The organism is Rhodococcus sp. JVH1, assembly GCF_000280725.2.
GTDB classification, from domain to species: domain Bacteria; phylum Actinomycetota; class Actinomycetes; order Mycobacteriales; family Mycobacteriaceae; genus Rhodococcus_F; species Rhodococcus_F jostii_A.
The window spans coordinates 2514235-2528764 of record NZ_CP166289.1 but is presented as its reverse complement, the minus strand read 5'-3'; the positions used below and the strand labels follow the sequence as shown (position 1 = coordinate 2528764).

Sequence of the window (14530 nt, the reverse complement as noted above, 5' to 3'; positions counted from 1 at the left end):
GCGCCTGACTCCGGCCGGAGTGGTCAGAAACCGAAGTAACGGCGGAGGAGTCCGCCTTTGCGAGCTGGCGGCGGAGCGGGTGCCGGCACCGGGCCGGGGGCGGGAGCGGGGGCAGGTTGTTCCACCTCGGCTTGTTCCACCTCGGCGGGAGGCTCGATTTCGGGACCCTCGCCGGGCGGGTGAACGGTGAAGCCGAGCACGATGAGCGCCTTCGGGTCGGTCTCGGTGCCCTCGGGGGCGCCCGTGTACCGGAAGCCCAGCCATTCCCGGTTGGCGCCCTCGGCGAACTGCTGCGGGTGGAACGGCAGCGACTGCGGGTCGGGCAGGACACCCGCCGGATGTTTCAGCGGAAACTCGCCCGCCCAGAACGGCCTCTCCCACACCAGGGGGAGGCCGAGGTCCTCGTGGATGTGAACCGGCGTCGCGCTGAACGACCGCGTCAGGTGCCCGTCCTCCCACATCGCGAACGAGCCCCACGCGATGTCCGGCTTGGACGCCACGTAGTACGTCTTTGCGAATTCGGTGGGCCGGACGCGTGTTTCGGGCAGAGTCGACGGCCGGGGGACGGCCAGATCGGGTCCGCATACGACGGTGACGCCGGGGTAGGAACCGATGTGCACGGTCCCGGCGGAGTCGAGCCGTGCGGCCTCGGCCAGCGGAACCGGGCCGGTGGGGGTGGCCACCAGGTCGGGATAGAGACGGGAGGCGAGTTGCTGCGCTGCGCCCGGATCAGGCTCCGGGTGGCCGCGCAGCACAGCCGCAGGGTCGGGGACGTCGACGTACCAGATCGTTGATACCTTGGCCCCCACGGTCATCCCTCTCTTCCGGTGTCTTCCTGAAAGAGTACGACCTCGACCGTGTTCCCGGCCTGCTCACCGCGCAAACGGTCAGCGTCCGCTGCTGCGGACACCGAGCAGGACGTCGTCCCAGGACGGGAGGGCGGGTTTGCCGCGCTTGTCCTTGTTGTTCGTCTGGTGCGGGGCGATCTTGGGTGCGGCGGGCTCTTCGGACGGGGCGGGCTCGTCCTCGGGTTCCTCGGTGACGTCGGCCTCGATGATCTCCTCGGGCTCGATTGTCGGCACCTCCACCTCGGTGGGGAACTCGGCGAGTTCGAGTTGCTCCGGCTCGTCGGACGCCACCGGCGCCAATCCGCGGAGCGGACGGCCGAAGTCGGGATCGATCAGGTCGAACGCGGTGTCGTCGAGCGCGACGATGGTGCCACCGTGCGCGTCCGGCTGGTACCGCCAGTGCGCCGCGTTGGTGGTCCGCCCGGCCTGCCACTGCAGCTGGGCGACCCAGTGATTGTCCTCGTCGCGCCACGCGTCCCAGGTGGCGTCGTCGATGTTGTGCCCCCGAGCGCGGAACGCCTGCGTGACGATCTCGGCGAGAGTGGGAACGGCGGGGCCGTTGTCGCGGACCGGGTGTCCGCCCTGCGCCATCTCGGCCGCACGGGAGCGTTCGAGCAGAACCGGATACGCGAAACGCTCCACCTTCGCCAGGGGGATGCCGGCCTCGTCGGCCACCTGTTCGACGGAGGCGCCGGCACGGATGCGGGCCTGGATTTCACGGGGCCTGAGCTGACTGTCCATTTCGATCTCAATCTGGCCGAGTCGAGCGATGTCCCCGCGGGATGCGGCGCGGAGTTTGTCATCGGCGGGAAGCCGGAATTTTTCGCCGGTACTGGCATCTGCGCACACGACGTGCGATCCATCTGGCTCGAGACCGATCACTCGAAGCTCTCGCACGTTGACCTCCTTATCGCGCCGGCTCGCGACTTTGCACCTGGGCAACTGTAATTCATTCGTGACAGCCCGCGCGGCAGGACACGCGCGGGTAAATCCCGTCCCGGCGTCGCGGCCGCGCTAGGCTTCGTCGTTTCGTGATCGGCCCTTCCTGCGGGGTGTGCGCTGCCTCGTGCGGGTGGCTTCGACCGGGTCGATCGCCGGTGCAGACCAGTGTTCGGCCAGCGCGAGGCTGGGTTCGCGGCCCGACGCGACGTGCCGGTACGCGATCTCGGCGGCGCGGTCGGCGTCGCCCGCAGCAATGGCCTCGTACAAGTCGGCGTGCTCGTCACATTGCTGACCGGGATCGCGTTCCTTGGTGAGGTGGAACAACCACTGCACGCGCGTCGCGAGAGGTTGCAGCATCGACTGCAGCAGCGGACTGCCGGACATCTCCACGATGACGGCGTGGAATGCGGCGTTCGCGGCGGCGATGGCGGGCTTGTCGTCGCGCGCTGTGGCCGAACGCGCCGCGGTGAGTTGGTCGCGCAGTGCCGTGAGGTGGGAGTCGTCCGCTCGCTGCGCGGCGAGCCGGGCCGCGAGCACCTCGAGGCTTTCGCGGACGTCGAAGAGGTCGCGGACCTCGTCGACGCCGAACGGGGCGACGATCGCTCCGCGCCGCGGGACGATCACGACGAGTCCGTCGGTCTGGAGCTGTTGCAGGGCCTCGCGCAGCGGGATCCGGGACACCTGCAGTTCCGCGGCGAGGTCGCGTTCGAGCAGGCGCTGGCCCGGCGCGAGCTGCAGGTTGACGATGCGCCTGGCCAGTTCTTCGTACGCGGTCTCGCGCAGTGACTTCGGCGCCGACGCGTCGGTTGCACCGTTCACGCGGTCTCCTGTCGTCGTGGTGGCCACGTCAGCCACCGTAGAGCGCACAAGCGCGCCGCCCTCGGGTGGATGCGGGTCCTTACGTCTGTGTAACACGGCGGAAATGACGCGCCCCCAAGATTCAAATAACGGTATACCGCTAACTGTGGCGGTTCCTGAGTCAAGGAGTCCAGCGCGTGAACACGACCCTCTCCGCCCGAGCCCGAACCCTCGTCCCCGCGCTGTGCGCGGCCGCGACTCTCGCGACTACCCTGACGGCCTGCGGGTCGTCGGACGCAGGCACCGCCTCCGGTGACACCCTCCGCGTCGGGGTGTTCTTCCCCGGCTCCGTCTCCGACACGGGCTTCATGGAATCGGGGTATCTCGGCTACCAGCGTCTCGAGGAAACCCTCGGCGACCGGGTGGAGCTGAGTTACGTCGAGCAGGTCGCCGCCGCCGACTACCAGCAGGCCCTGGTGCGGTTCGCGACCGCGAACGACGTCGTCGTCTCGCTCGGCGGTCAGACGGACGCCGACGTCCGCAAGGTCGCACCCCAGTTCCCCGACGTGAAATTCGTCGAGATCGGCGGACCCGCCGACGCGTCACCGCTGCCGAACCTCGCCTACTACGACCCGCAGCAGGCGGAGGCCGAGTTCCTCAGCGGAGCGGTCGCGGCGACGGCGTCCAAGACCCCGTCCGTATCGTTCGTCGGCGGCGTCGAACTGCCCGCCATCGTGAACGCCGCGAAGGCCTTCGGCAACGGCGCCGAGTTCGCGCGGCCCGGCACCCAGGTGCTCACCCCGCAGTACCTGGGCGATTTCAACGACCCGGCCAAGGCGAAGCAGGCCGCGCTCGCCAACTACGGCGCCGGCGCGGGCGCGGTGGGGCAGATCGTGAACCTCGGCAAGTCCGGGCTGGAACAGGCCGCCGCGCAGTCGGGCGCGTTGATGGTGGGCGGGCCGATTCCCGGCGACTGCTCGAACCCCGCCTACGTCGGCTACGTGCACACCGACATCGGCAAGGAAGTGGAGTATGCCGTCCAGGCCACCCTGGACGGAACGTGGAAGGCCGAGAACGTGGCGTTCGGCCTGACGTCACCGAACGGCGGCACCGACTTCGTGCTCTGCAGCGCCGACCCCGCCGTCGCCGACGCGCTCGGCAAGGCGAAGACCGCCCTGGCCACCGGTGCCGTCGAGCCCTACCGAGCGGGCTGACATGAGCACACCAGCACTGCAGCTCAACGGAATCGGGAAGAGCTTCGGCGACGTCCGGGCCCTCCGCGGTGTCGACCTGTCGGTGCAACCCGGCACGGTGCACTGCATCCTCGGGGAGAACGGGGCCGGGAAGTCGACGCTCTGCAACGTGGTGTACGGCGGTCTGTGGCCGGACACCGGAACGATGACCCTGGCCGGTCGCCGATACGCGCCCGGTTCGCCCGCGGCCGCGATGGCGGACGGCGTGGCGATGGTGCACCAGCACTTCAGTCTCATCGGCACGATGACCGTCGCCGAGAACCTGCTGCTCACCGGACGGGGACTGCGACTGCGCCGCGCGGAACTACGGACCCGCCTCGATCGACTCGCCGACGACTATCACCTGAGGATCGATCCGGACGCGCTGGTCTCCGCCATGCCGATCGGTGCGCGGCAGAAGGTCGAGATCGTGAAGGCCCTGCTCGCCGACCCCGCGCTGATCCTGCTGGACGAGCCGACCGGGGTACTCGATCCCGGCGAGATCGACGCCCTGATCGAGACGTGCCAGGCGGTCGCGGCGGCGGGCAAGGCGGTCGTCCTCGTCACCCACAAACTCGGTGAGGTGGCCCGGGTCGCGGACGCCGCGACCGTGCTGCGCGGAGGTGAGGTCGCAGGTGGGGGCCGCATGTCGGAGCTGACGATCCCCCAGCTGACGACGGCGATGGTCGGAAGACCGGTGTCCGAACTCGGTCCGGCGCTCGCCGCGGGCGTCGGTACGGAGAGCGACAGCGGCGCGATGCCCGAGCGGCGGGCGACCGGCCCCGTCGTCCTCGGGCTCCGCGGCGTCCGCGCCACCCGGGTGGACGGCAGTGTCGCCCTGTCCGGCGTGGGGCTCGAGGTGCGGGCCGGCGAGATCGTCGGAATCGCGGGCGTCGAGGGGAACGGGCAGAGCGAACTGGTCGCCGTGCTCTCCGGTGCCACCCGACCCGAGTCGGGCACGGTCACGCTCGGCGACGCCGACATCACGTCGGCATCCCCGGCCGAACGCACCCGCCTCGGTCTCGGGGTGGTGCCGGAGGACCGCCACCGGGAGGCGATGGTGGCGGAACTGTCCCTGTCGGAGAACCTCTTCCTCGGCCGCCTGCACCGCTTCCGCCGGATGGGCCTGCTCGACCGAAGTCGGATGGATGCCGCGGCCCGCGACCTGATCGAGCAGTTCTCGGTACGGACACCCGGACCGGGAACCTCCATGGGTGCGCTGTCGGGAGGCAATCAGCAGAAGGTCGTCCTGGCCCGCGAACTGTCCACGGAGAAGCTGCAGTGTCTGGTCGCGGCGCAGCCCACCCGCGGACTCGACATCGGGGCGGTCGAGTACGTCCTGAACCAACTCCGCGGCTGCGCCTCCTCGGGAAACGCAGTCCTGGTCGTGTCCAGCGAGATCTCCGAACTGCTCGCGCTGTGCGACCGCATCTTCGTCAGCTACCGCGGGGCCCTGCTGGGGCCCGTCGACACGGCGGCGGCCTCTGCGGGGCAGCAGATCGGTGAACTGATGACGGGAACGGCGGCATGACTCGACTTCGAACCTGGGCACATCACCCACTTCCGGTGGCGATCGCCGCGATCGCCCTCGCGGGACTCGTCGGAGTGCTCCTCGCCGCGGCCGCGGGTGCCACCGTGACCGAGACCGCCGAAGCGCTGTCCGAGGGGATGTTCGGCAGCAGCTACGCGATCGGAGTCTCGCTCAACACTGCTGCGGTGCTGGCTCTCGTCGCGGCCGGATTCACCGTCGCGCACCGGGCCGGACTGGTGAACGTCGGCGGTGAGGGCCAGCTGTGCGTCGGGGGCATCGCCGCGACCGCGGTCGGCACCACGCTGGGGGCGGGCACCCCCGCGCCGATCGCCGTCACCGCGGTTCTCCTCGCCGCGGCCGGTGCCGGGTGGGCATGGGCTGCGATCGCCGCGTACCTGAGGGTCCGCCGGGGCACGAGCGAGATCATCACGACGCTGCTGCTGAACTTCGTCGGCCTCGCGCTGGTGCTGCTGATGGTGCACGAGCCCAGCCTCCTTCGTCAGCCCGTCACGTCCTCGGAGACACTGCCGCAGTCCGCGCCGCTGATCGAGTCCGCGCACCTGCCGTTGCTGGGGATCGAGCGTTCGCCGGGAACGATCGCGTTGTGGATCGCCGTGGTCGCGGTGCTGATCGTGGGCGTGGTCCTGCGCCGGACGGCGGTCGGCGTGCGACTGCGCTCGGTCGGCCTGAACCCGGACGCGTCGGCGCGGCTGGGACTGCAGGTCGGGCGGCTGCGCTTCCTCAGCCTGTCTTCGGCAGGCGCGTTCTCCGGGCTCGCGGGCGGGATCCTCGTCGCGACGGCACCGTTCGTGCTCGTCGAAGGATTCTCCTCCGGCTATGGGTTCTCCGGGCTGGTCGTCGGACTCCTGGCGCGCGGTTCCATGCTCGCCGTCGGCGCCGTGTCGCTGCTCCTCGGATTCCTCGTGTCCGGCGGAATCAATTTGCAACTCGCAGCCGGTGTTCCGGCATCGACCGTCTCGATCGTGGAATCGCTCATGATCATCCTGATCGCGGGAGCGGTGCTGTGGACCGCGACGGGCCGGAGATCGAGATCCGCGGCCGCGCCGACGGCGAAGACCCACGACGTCCCCGACCTGGCAGGAGCGAAGAAATGATCGACACGGTGTCGGACATCGCCGTCAGCGGCGTGGGATTCGCACTCCCGATCCTGGTGGCCGCGAGCGGGGAACTGGTGAGCGAGCGGGCAGGCGTGCTGAACCTCAGCCTCGAGGGCATGATGCTGACCGGGGCGTTCGCCAGCGTGCTCGGCGCCGTCACCACCGGATCCGCGGTGGGCGGTCTCGCGGCCGGACTGGCGGCCGGGTTGCTGTTCGGGCTGCTGCAGGCACTGCTGAGCGTCACGTTGCGGGCCGACCAGATCGTGGTGGGCATCGCGAGCAACGCCCTCGCGCTCGGTGTCACCACCTACGGCGCCCGGCTGCTGCTCGCGGACGGCAAGGGGCAGAACGCCCCGGGGTTCGCGGCACTCGAGATCCCGCTGTTGCACCGGATCCCGATCCTCGGACCGGCTCTCTTCTCCCAGACGGCTCTCGGCTACCTCTGCATCGCCGTGGTCGGGCTGCTGGCCGTCACCCTGTCGCGCCGGACGCGGACCGGTCTCGTCGTCGACGCGGTCGGGGAAGACGCCAAGTCGGCCGACTGGAGTGGACTGCCGGTGCGGAAGGTCCGCTACCTGTGCGTGCTCGTCGCGGGACTGGTGGCGGGCTTGGCCGGGGCGCAGCTCGCGCTGTCCGAGGTGCGGTCGTTCAGCGACAACATGACCGCCGGAATCGGATACCTGGCCGTCGTGGCCGTGATCGCGGGCAGGTGGCGCGCACTCGGCGTGATCTGCGCGTCCGTGTTCTTCGGGATCGCGCAGGCGCTCCAGTTCGCGTTGCCCGCCCTCGGTGTCAGCGTGCCGTTCGCCCTGCTCGTCATGTTGCCCTACGTGATCGCGATCGTCGCGGTCAGTGGATTCCTCCGCAACAGCCGCTCACCCGCAAACCTGACCGTCGCGTTCGCGCGCATGTCCTGATCGATCTCTCAGCGAGGAAACTCTTGTGACACTGATCCTTTCCCACTCCGACGTGGCCGGCCTCATCGACCGCGCCGAGGTGTTCGCCGCGGTGGAACGGGCGCACGCCGACCTGGCCGCGGGCAGGGCGTTTGCACCCGCCCCACCCGCTATGACCCTGCAGTCCGCGGCGTTCATCCCGATGGTCGCGGCGGCGACCTCGGCCGGCGCGGCCGCGGTGAAGATGCTCGTCGATCTTCCCGGCAACGCCGCCCGCGGTCTGCCCGTGCAACGTTCGGCCGTGCTCGTGACGTCCGCGGACACCGGCGAGTGCGAGGCGCTCCTCGACGGCCGCCTGATCACCGCCGTGCGCACCGCCGCCGCCAGCGCCGTGGCCACGCAACACCTCGCGCGCCGAGGCAGCCGGGTGCTGGGATTGGTGGGCGCCGGGACCCTCGCCGTCGAACACGCCCGGGCGATCACCCGGGTGTCGGACGTCGAGACGGTGCTGGTGTGGTCGCGCTCGGACGCAACGGTCGAGGAATTCCGCAGCCGGACAGAGGATCTCGGAATCTCGGTCAAGCCGATGGACTCGCCCGAGGCGGTCACCCGGTCTTCCGACGTTCTCTGCACACTCACACCGTCGAGGGACCCGATCGTGCGGGGAGCCTGGTTCGGCGAAGGCTTGCACGTCAACGCCGTGGGCGCGCCGCCGCGCGCGGACCACCGGGAGGTCGACGGCGAGGGCATGCGGCGTGCCCGCGTGGTCGTCGACTCGGTGGCCACCACGATGACCAAATCGGGGGAGACGCTGCTGGCGCTCGCCGAGGGCGCGATCATCGAGGACGACGTCGCCGTGGAGTTGGGCGACGTCATCGCGGGCCGCACCGTCGCCCGCACATCCGATCGGGACATCACGCTGTACAACTCCGTCGGGATCGGCCTCCAGGACCTCGCCGCGGCGCGCATACTGATCGACAGAGCCCGGGAACGGGGCGTCGGAACAGAAGTGGATCTGAGTCGATGAGCCAAAGCGATGTCGACGACGTGGACCTAGCGCACCTGCGGCGAGCCATCGAACTCGCCGACGAGACGGGCGACGCGGGCAACAGACCGTTCGGTGCGGTGGCGGTCGGGGCCGACGGTCACGTGATCAGCGAGGGCGCCAACTCCGTCGCGACGTCCGCCGACGTCACCGAGCATGCGGAACTCGACGCGATCACCACCGCCTGCGGTGAGGGACGAACCGGCGACCTCGTCGGCGCCACCATGTACGCCAGCGGCGAGCCGTGCCCGATGTGCAGTGCGGCGATGGTGTGGGCCGGCATCACGCGGGTGGTCTACGCGGCGTCGTCCGCGGACTTCTCCCGGATACTCCCGGACGGTCCACGGTTCACTCTGGGCTGCTCCGACGTACTCGAATCCGCGAGCGTCGAGATCGAGGTCAGCGGACCGCATCTCGGCGACGAGGCGCTCGCACCGTTCCACCGCTTCCTCGACACGGACTGACCCTCGAACGCCGTCAGCCCCCGGCACGGAGGTGCCGGGGGCTGACGGACGTGTGTGCCGGGACTCAGCCGAGCTGCGAGACGACCCAGTCGATGCTCTTGGTGAGCTGCGAGACGTCCTCGGGATCGATCGCCGGGAACATGCCGACACGCAGCTGGTTGCGGCCCAGCTTGCGGTACGGCTCGGTGTCGACGACGCCGTTGGCGCGCAGGATCTTCGCCACCTGGGCCGCGTCGATCTTGTCGTCGAAGTCGATGGTGCCGACCACCTGCGAGCGGTGAGCGGGATCGGTGACGAACGGGGTGGCGTATTCGCTGGCCTCGGCCCACTGGTACAGGCGCGAGGACGAATCGGCGGTACGCGAGGTGGCCCAGTCGAGGCCGCCCTTGCCGTTCAGCCAGTCGATCTGGTTGGCGAGCAGCAGCAGCGTCGCGAGCGCCGGGGTGTTGTACGTCTGATCCTTGGAGCTGTTGTCCACGGCGATGGGCAGCGACAGGAAGTCGGGGGTCCAGCGGCCCGAGTCCTTGATTTCCGCGACGCGCTCGAGCGCCTTAGGGCTCATCAGTGCGATCCACAGGCCACCGTCGGCGGCGAAGCACTTCTGCGGGGCGAAGTAGTACACGTCGGCGTCGGCGACGTTCACCGGCAGGCCGCCGGCGCCGGACGTGGCGTCGATGGCGATGAGCGCATTCTCCGAGCCCGCGGGACGCGAGACGGGGATCGCGACACCGGTGGACGTCTCGTTGTGCGCCCAGCCGATGAGGTCGACGGACGGATCGGAGACCGGCTCGGGCGCACTGCCCGGGTCGGCGGAGACGACGATCGGGTCGCCGATGAACGGGTTGTTCTTCGCGACCGACGCGAACTTGGAGCTGAACTCACCGTTCGTGAGGTGCAGCGACTTCTCCCGGATCAGGCCGAACGCGGCCGCATCCCAGAACGCGGTGGTGCCGCCGTTGCCGAGCACCACCTCGTAGCCCTCGGGCAGGGAGAACAGATCTGCGAGGCCGGACCGCACGCTGGCGACGACGTCCTTGACAGGCTTCTGGCGGTGGCTGGTGCCGAACACCGAGGAGCCCACCTCGACCAGCGACTGCAGCTGTTCGGGCCGAACCTTGGACGGTCCGCAGCCGAAACGTCCGTCGGCGGGCAGGAGGTCTGCGGGGATGATCGGTGTGGAGGTCATCGCTACTTTCTGTTCCTTACTGGTTCTGGCGGGGGAGACGGTCAGCTGGTGTGGGCGATCTGGTCCCAGCCCTCGACGGACTCGGGGGTGCGGGGCGCGGGTCCGGTGTAGATGGCGGCGGGGCGGACGAGCTTGCCGAGACGCTTCTGCTCGAGGATGTGGGCGCACCAGCCGGCGGTGCGGCCGCAGGTGAACATCGCAGGCATCATGTGCGCGGGGACCTCGGCGAAGTCGAGGATGACCGCGGCCCAGAATTCGACGTTGGTTTCGATGGCCCGGTCGGGGCGGCGCTCGCGCAGTTCGGCGAGGGCGGCCTGTTCGAGGGCGGCGGCCGCCTCGTAGCGGGGGGCGTTCAGGCGTTTCGCGGTGGCGCGCAGCACCCGGGCGCGGGGGTCTTCGGCGCGGTAGACGCGGTGCCCGAAGCCCATCAGCTTTTCCTTGCGGTCGAGGATGCCCTTGACCAGGGCGCGGGCGTCGCCGGTCTTTTCGGTGTCCTCGATCATCGGCAGGACGCGGGCGGGGGCGCCGCCGTGCAGCGGGCCGGACATCGCGCCGATCGCCCCGGACAGGGACGCGGCGACGTCGGCGCCGGTGGAAGCGATGACGCGGGCGGTGAAGGTGGAGGCGTTCATGCCATGTTCGGCGGCGGAGACCCAGTAGGCGTCGATGGCGGCGACGTGGGCGGGATCGGGGTCGCCCTTCCAGCGGACCATGAACCGTTCGGTGACGGTCTTGGCTTCGTCGATCCGTTTCTGCGGGACGGCGGGCTGGTAGATGCCGCGGGCGGATTGGGCGACGTAGGACAGGGCCATGACGGAGGCGCGGGCGAGTTGTTCGCGGGCGGTGTCGTCGTCGATGTCGAGGAGGGGCTGGTATCCCCAGATGGGGGCGAGCATGGCGAGGCCGGCCTGGACGTCGACGCGGACGTCGCCGGTGTGCACGGGCAGGGGGAACGGTTCGGCCGGGGGCAGTCCGGGGCCGAAGCGGCCGTCGACGAGCAGGGCCCACACGTTGCCGAACGTGACGTGCTTGGAGACCAGTTCTTCGATGTCGACGCCGCGGTAGCGCAGGGCGCCGCCGTCCTTGTCGGGTTCGGCGATGTCGCTGGTGAACGCGACCACGCCTTCCAGTCCGCTGACGAAATCGTCCGGTATTGCCGCGCTAGCTGACATAGCTCGTGGACTCTCCTCGTTCGAGTGCCCCCGGTCAGAGCGGCACTGTCTCGGCGTTCGACAATTGCGCTGGGCGTGCATGCGGGATGGGCAGGCACCTTCGTCCGCGCAATCGACTTCCCTTCCCCGGGCATCGCACGATCGCGGCTGCAATCCGAGGGGACGGGTTCGGTCCCCAAAACTTTAGCCGGTGTCACCGGAGAGTTGATCAGTGCATACCCGGGAGTAGCGTTCTCGGCTGTGTCTCCAGATGCAGAACAGCCGAAAACGGTGAACAAGGACCTCGCGGGCATGCGCGTCGGGTACGCACACCAGGGCGCTGACGGTCGGTACGTCGACTCCGATCTGGACGCCGACCAGCTGAGCGGCGGCTGGCTTCCCCTGATGCGCCTGTGGCTCGAGGACGCCGTCGAGGCCGGGGTTCCCGAACCCAACGCGATGACGCTCGGAACCGTCGACGAGCACGGACATCCGTGCACCCGCACCGTCCTCTGCAAGGGATTGAGTACCGACGGTGTGCTGTTCTTCACCAACTACGACTCGGACAAGGGCCGCCAGCTGGAGGCGGTGCCCTACGCGTCGGTGACGTTCACCTGGGTGCCCGTCGCCCGGCAGATCACCGTCCGCGGTCCCGTCGAGCGCGTGAGTGCCGAGGTCACGGACGAGTACTGGCACAGCAGGCCCCGCGGATCCCGGCTGGGGGCATGGGCCTCCGAGCAGTCGAAGCCGATCGGTTCGCGGGCCGAATTGGACGCCGCGCTGCTGCACGCGGCGGAGCGCTTTCCCGTCGACGTCGACATCCCGGTCCGGCCGGACTGGGGCGGAATCCTGATTCGCCCCGCGGTCGTGGAGTTCTGGCAGGGCCGCGCGAACCGGATGCACAACCGCATCCGGACGTCGCTGGTCGACGGCTCGTGGACGGTGGAGCGACTGCAGCCGTGACTGCCGGGGAATAGTGAGCATGGGAAACGAGCTAAGGGAAAAATGAGCGACACCGTCACCGAGAAGAAGAAGCGGCGGCTGCTCGCCGACACGGCGCCGCTGCAGAACCGGGACTACCGCCGACTGTGGGCGGCCGGGATCGTGACGGTGATCGGCGGGCAGCTCAGTGTCGTCGCGGTGCCGCAGCAGGTGTACGAGATCACCCGAAGCTCGGCGTACGTGGGTCTGACCGGTGTCTTCGCGCTGGTACCGCTGATCGTGTTCGGGTTGTGGGGCGGCGCGCTGGCCGACGTCATGGACCGGCGGAAACTGCTGACGATCACCACCGTCGGACTCGGTGTGACGTCCGTGCTGTTCTGGGTGCAGGCGGCGCTGGGCCTGGACAACGTGTGGCTGGTGCTCGGACTGCTGGGGTTGCAACAGGCGTTCTTCGCGGTCAACCAGCCCACCCGAAGCGCTATCATCCCGCGGCTCATCCCGGCGGAACAGCTGGCCGCCGCCAACTCGCTCAACATGACGGTCATGCAGTTCGGCGCCATTGCCGGACCGCTGCTCGCCGGCGTGATGATTCCGACGGTCGGGCTGTCGACGCTGTATCTCGTCGATTCGATCGCCCTACTGGCCACACTGTGGGCGGTGCTCCGGCTGCCTGCCATCCCGCCGACGGGGGAGTCGCGCCGGGCCGGGCTGCGTGAGGTGTTCGACGGGTTCGCCTACCTCGCGACGCAGAAGGTGCTGCTCGCGTCGTTCGTCGTCGACATCATCGCCATGGTGTTCGGCATGCCGCGGGCGTTGTTCCCGCAGATCGCGCACGACACGTTCGGCGACCCGGCATCGGGCGGTGTGGCGCTGGGCCTGCTGTTCGCGGCGATGTCCTTCGGCGCGGTGGCCGGTGGGGTGTTCTCCGGCTGGCTGCCGAGGGTCCGGCGCCAGGGCCTCGCCGTGATCGTGTGCATCGTGCTGTGGGGTCTGGCGATGGTCGGTTTCGGCGTGGTGGTGGGGATCGCGTCACCCGGCGACAGTCCGGTCCTGTTGTGGATCGCTCTCGCGTTCCTCGCATTCGGTGGTGCCGTCGACATGGTCTCCGCCGCGTTCCGCAGCACCATGCTCCAGCAGGTCGCCACGGACGAGATGCGCGGACGACTCCAGGGCGTCTTCATCGTCGTCGTGGCCGGGGGCCCGCGGATCGGTGACGTCGTGCACGGCGTGGCAGCGGCTGCGGTCGGGACGAGCGTGGCGGCCGCGGGCGGCGGCGTCCTCGTCGTCGTCGGTGTGGTGATCGCCGCGCTCGCGTTCCCGGCACTGGTGCGGTACAAGGTCACCCGCTAGGTTCCTGTGCGCCATCACATATCTCGCGCCCATCTCGGGCACACTGAAGTGCATGGGTGAACCGCAGTCTTCGAAGACGGACAGGCCTGCCACGGCCGGATTCGAGATCCGGGGAGGCGGCTACCGGGCCGGTATCGCGGCCACCGGCGCCGGACTCCGGCTACTCGAATGGGACGGTCCGGACGGGCCGACGGCGCTCACCGAGACGTGGGACATCGGAACCCGGCCACCGTTGTCGGCCGGTCTGATCCTCGCGCCGTGGCCGAACCGGATCCGCGACGGCCAGTTCGTCTTCGACGGCATCGACCATCAGCTCGAGATCACGGAACCGACATTCGGCAATGCCAGTCACGGATTCGTCCGCCGCCGGGACTGGCGTGTCATGAATCACGCCGACGACCGCATCGAGTTGTCTATCGACGTCGGCCTCCACAAGGGGTGGCCGTACCCGCTGCGGCTCACCGTTGCCTACGTCGTTGGCGACGACGGCCTCACCGTGACGCACACAGCCACCAACACGGGAGCCATCCCGGCACCGTTCGGGATGGGCTTCCACTCCTACGTCCGCGCCGGCGACTTCCCGCTCGACGAGTGCACGCTGCGACTGTCCGCCGGCACCCGGCTGCCGCTCGACGAGCGCATGCTGCCGAGTGGGGGTTCGCAGCCCGTGGCAGGCACCGAATACGACTTCACCAGCCCGCGCACGTTGGCGGGCGTCGCGCTCGACACCCCGTTCAGTGCACTGGACGTCGACGCGGACGGCAGGTCGCGGCACGAATTGCGTGCGCCGGACGGCACCGGAACGATCCTGTGGGCGGCTCGTGAGTTCGGCTGGCTGCAGGCGTTCGTCGCGGATCCCGACGCCGGGAAGTCGTACCCGGGCCGCGGGCGGGCGCTGGCGCTCGAACCGATGACGTGCCCGCCGGACGCGTTCAACTCCGGGATCGATCAGTTGGTGCTCGCTCCGGGGCAGCAGTGGACGGGTGCGTGGGGCATGTCCGCGTTGGGGTCGTAGCGGTTCAACTTT

Annotated in this window: 14 protein-coding genes; 9 read left to right on the top strand and 5 right to left on the bottom strand. The window is 69.5% G+C overall.

Translation table 11 applies throughout. The annotated features are described in order from the left end of the window. Nucleotides 1–23 precede the first annotated feature (23 nt). From JVH1_RS11390 to JVH1_RS11380, 3 genes are all read right to left on the bottom strand, one after another. Entirely contained in the window at nucleotides 24–815 is a 792-nt protein-coding gene (locus JVH1_RS11390) for a hypothetical protein (protein WP_009478030.1), read from the bottom strand. A gap of 72 nt (nucleotides 816–887) precedes the next feature. Then, complete coding sequence (gene sepH, locus JVH1_RS11385; RefSeq protein WP_009478031.1) at nucleotides 888–1745, bottom strand: septation protein SepH; 858 nt, start codon at nucleotides 1743–1745, stop codon at nucleotides 888–890. A 117-nt stretch (nucleotides 1746–1862) separates the two neighbouring features. After that, a complete protein-coding gene (locus JVH1_RS11380) occupies nucleotides 1863–2609 on the bottom strand; it encodes a GntR family transcriptional regulator (RefSeq protein ID WP_009478032.1) in 747 nt (248 codons plus the stop codon). 176 nt (nucleotides 2610–2785) lie between these two features. Between JVH1_RS11380 and JVH1_RS11375 the strand changes: the two genes are divergently transcribed. Genes JVH1_RS11375 through JVH1_RS11350 form a run of 6 tightly spaced genes read left to right on the top strand, consistent with a single transcriptional unit; the run spans nucleotide 2786 to nucleotide 8874 of the window. Next, a complete protein-coding gene (locus JVH1_RS11375; protein ID WP_009478033.1) occupies nucleotides 2786–3802 on the top strand; it encodes a BMP family protein in 1017 nt (338 codons plus the stop codon). Between the two features lies 1 nt (nucleotide 3803). Next, complete coding sequence (locus JVH1_RS11370; protein WP_009478034.1) at nucleotides 3804–5351, top strand: ABC transporter ATP-binding protein; 1548 nt, start codon at nucleotides 3804–3806, stop codon at nucleotides 5349–5351. Continuing rightward, on the top strand, nucleotides 5348–6466 hold the full coding sequence (locus tag JVH1_RS11365; RefSeq protein ID WP_011597261.1) for an ABC transporter permease: 1119 nt from the start codon (nucleotides 5348–5350) through the stop codon (nucleotides 6464–6466). The genes JVH1_RS11370 and JVH1_RS11365 overlap by 4 nt, the downstream gene beginning before the upstream one ends. Next, on the top strand, nucleotides 6463–7386 hold the full coding sequence (locus tag JVH1_RS11360; RefSeq protein ID WP_043780989.1) for an ABC transporter permease: 924 nt from the start codon (nucleotides 6463–6465) through the stop codon (nucleotides 7384–7386). The genes JVH1_RS11365 and JVH1_RS11360 overlap by 4 nt, the downstream gene beginning before the upstream one ends. Nucleotides 7387–7411: 25 nt before the next feature. Next, nucleotides 7412–8392 carry an ornithine cyclodeaminase family protein gene (locus JVH1_RS11355; protein ID WP_009478035.1) on the top strand — a complete coding sequence of 327 codons (981 nt, stop codon included), beginning with the start codon at nucleotides 7412–7414 and terminating at the stop codon, nucleotides 8390–8392. Further along, nucleotides 8389–8874, top strand: a complete 486-nt coding sequence (locus JVH1_RS11350) for a nucleoside deaminase (RefSeq protein ID WP_005255312.1) — start codon at nucleotides 8389–8391, stop codon at nucleotides 8872–8874. The genes JVH1_RS11355 and JVH1_RS11350 overlap by 4 nt, the downstream gene beginning before the upstream one ends. A 64-nt stretch (nucleotides 8875–8938) precedes the next feature. Here JVH1_RS11350 and serC read toward each other — a convergent pair whose 3' ends face one another. Further along, entirely contained in the window at nucleotides 8939–10060 is a 1122-nt protein-coding gene (gene serC / locus JVH1_RS11345) for a phosphoserine transaminase (protein ID WP_009478036.1), read from the bottom strand. A gap of 41 nt (nucleotides 10061–10101) precedes the next feature. Continuing rightward, nucleotides 10102–11232, bottom strand: coding sequence for a citrate synthase 2 (locus JVH1_RS11340; protein WP_011597263.1), 1131 nt, complete (start codon nucleotides 11230–11232; stop codon nucleotides 10102–10104). A gap of 270 nt (nucleotides 11233–11502) precedes the next feature. Here JVH1_RS11340 and pdxH point away from each other — a divergent pair, with 270 nt between their 5' ends. From pdxH to JVH1_RS11325, 3 genes are read left to right on the top strand one after another with little or no spacing between them, the layout of a single operon-like run. Further along, on the top strand, nucleotides 11503–12174 hold the full coding sequence (gene pdxH / locus JVH1_RS11335; protein ID WP_009478038.1) for a pyridoxamine 5'-phosphate oxidase: 672 nt from the start codon (nucleotides 11503–11505) through the stop codon (nucleotides 12172–12174). A gap of 42 nt (nucleotides 12175–12216) precedes the next feature. Next, entirely contained in the window at nucleotides 12217–13503 is a 1287-nt protein-coding gene (locus JVH1_RS11330; RefSeq protein ID WP_009478039.1) for an MFS transporter, read from the top strand. Nucleotides 13504–13555: 52 nt separating this feature from the next. Beyond that, entirely contained in the window at nucleotides 13556–14518 is a 963-nt protein-coding gene (locus JVH1_RS11325; RefSeq protein WP_009478040.1) for an aldose 1-epimerase family protein, read from the top strand. Nucleotides 14519–14530 lie beyond the last annotated feature (12 nt).

What these genes read in the sequence shown, in the direction of transcription:
- JVH1_RS11340 (WP_011597263.1), bottom strand. Translation starts at nt 11,232, where the DNA reads ATGTCAGCTAGCGCGGCAATACCGGACGATTTCGTCAGCGGACTGGAA.
- JVH1_RS11330 (WP_009478039.1), top strand. Translation starts at nt 12,217, where the DNA reads ATGAGCGACACCGTCACCGAGAAGAAGAAGCGGCGGCTGCTCGCCGAC.
- JVH1_RS11365 (WP_011597261.1), top strand. Translation starts at nt 5,348, where the DNA reads ATGACTCGACTTCGAACCTGGGCACATCACCCACTTCCGGTGGCGATC.
- JVH1_RS11360 (WP_043780989.1), top strand. Translation starts at nt 6,463, where the DNA reads ATGATCGACACGGTGTCGGACATCGCCGTCAGCGGCGTGGGATTCGCA.
- serC (WP_009478036.1), bottom strand. Translation starts at nt 10,060, where the DNA reads ATGACCTCCACACCGATCATCCCCGCAGACCTCCTGCCCGCCGACGGA.
- JVH1_RS11370 (WP_009478034.1), top strand. Translation starts at nt 3,804, where the DNA reads ATGAGCACACCAGCACTGCAGCTCAACGGAATCGGGAAGAGCTTCGGC.
- JVH1_RS11325 (WP_009478040.1), top strand. Translation starts at nt 13,556, where the DNA reads ATGGGTGAACCGCAGTCTTCGAAGACGGACAGGCCTGCCACGGCCGGA.
- JVH1_RS11350 (WP_005255312.1), top strand. Translation starts at nt 8,389, where the DNA reads ATGAGCCAAAGCGATGTCGACGACGTGGACCTAGCGCACCTGCGGCGA.
- JVH1_RS11390 (WP_009478030.1), bottom strand. Translation starts at nt 815, where the DNA reads ATGACCGTGGGGGCCAAGGTATCAACGATCTGGTACGTCGACGTCCCC.